Source organism: Microbispora sp. GKU 823, assembly GCF_002027145.1.
GTDB lineage: Bacteria > Actinomycetota > Actinomycetes > Streptosporangiales > Streptosporangiaceae > Microbispora > Microbispora siamensis.
The window spans coordinates 1-1,591 of record NZ_MWJN01000242.1; the positions used below are offsets into that span (position 1 = coordinate 1).

Genomic DNA, 1,591 nt, shown 5'->3' on the forward strand with positions numbered 1-1,591 from the left:
TTCTGCCGGTCGGCGCCCTCGACCAGGGCGATCATCCGATCGATGAAGCTGTCCCCCGGCTTTTGGGTGATCCGCACGATGATCCGGTCCGACAACACCTTCGTGCCGCCCGTGACCGCCGAGCGGTCCCCGCCGGACTCGCGGATCACCGGGGCGGACTCTCCGGTGATCGCGGACTCGTCCACGCTGGCGATGCCCTCGACCACGTCGCCGTCGCCCGGGATGACCTCCCCGGTCTCGACCACCACGACGTCACCCTGCCGCAACTCCTGGGCGCCCACCGTGTCCCACCGGACCGCCGTCTGCCCGGGCTGCCAGTCCTTCAGGCGGCGGGCGGTGGTGTCGCGCTTGGCCGCCCGCAACGTCGCGGCCTGGGCCTTGCCCCGCCCCTCGGCCACCGCCTCGGCCAGATTCGCGAACAACACGGTCAGCCACAACCACACCACGATCGCCCAGGCGAACACCGAAGGATCGGTGATCGCCAGGCCCGTGGTGAGGAACGCGCCGACCTCGACCACGAACATCACCGGATTACGCCACAGCGTCACCGGATTCAGCTTGCGTACGGCGTCGGGCAGCGACCTCACGAGCTGCCGGGGATCGAGCAGACCGCCGCCGATCCTGCCGTTCGTGCGCCGTGATGACGTCGACATGGCTAGGAGAGTCCTTCCGCGAGCGGCGCGAGCGCGAGGGCCGGCAGGAACGTGAGGGCGACGAGGACGACCGTGACGCCGGCCACCATGCCGACGAACTGCGGGCGGTGGGTGGGCAGCGTCCCGGCGGAGACCGGCACCGGCGCCTGCCGGGCCAGCGACCCGGCCAGGGCGAGGATGAAGACGATCGGCAGGAACCGGCCGAAGGCCATGCACAGGCCGAGCGCCACGCACCACCAGGGCGTGCCCGCGGAGATCCCGGCGAACGCCGACCCGTTGTTGTTGGCCGCGCTGGTGAACGCGTAGAGGATCTCCGAGAGCCCGTGCGGGCCGCCGTTCAGCATGGCCGCGAGACCGGCCCGGTTGCCCATCGCCGCGGCCGTACCGGCGAGCACGAGGGCCGGGGTGACCAGGAAGTAGAGCGAGGCCAGCTTGATCTCGCGCGAGCCGATCTTCTTGCCCAGATACTCCGGCGTACGACCCACCATCAGACCGGCCACGAAGACCGTGATCACCGCCAGCACGAGCATGCCGTACAGGCCGGAGCCGACGCCGCCCGGCGCGACCTCGCCCAGCATCATGTTGACCATCGTCATCATGCCGCCCAGGGGCGTGAAGGAGTCGTGGGCGGAGTCGGCGGCACCGGTCGAGGTCAGCGTGGTGGCGGCGGCGAAGGTCGCGGAGCCGGGCACGCCGAAGCGGACCTCCTTGCCCTCCAGTGCAGCCCCGGCGGCCCGGGTGACCGTGGCGCCGCCCGAGGCCTCGAAGACGTTCGTCAACAGCACGCTCACCAGGGCGATCATCGCCATGACGGCGAGGATCGCGTGTCCCTGACGCACCTGGCCGACCATGTGGCCGAACGTGCGCGGCAGTGCGACCGGGATCGCCAGGAGCAGGACGATCTGCAGCCAGTTCGTCCATCCCGCCGGATTCTCGAA

At 70.6% G+C, this 1,591-nt stretch carries 1 protein-coding gene and 1 pseudogene; both read right to left on the reverse strand.

Going from position 1 to position 1,591, the window contains the following annotated elements:
* Positions 1–653 (reverse strand): annotated as a pseudogene (locus B1L11_RS44490) (potassium-transporting ATPase subunit B); the annotation flags it as partial.
* A gap of 2 nt (positions 654–655) precedes the next feature.
* A partial coding sequence (locus B1L11_RS44495) for a potassium-transporting ATPase subunit KdpA (RefSeq protein ID WP_143738009.1) occupies positions 656–1,591 on the reverse strand: 936 nt, incomplete at its 5' end.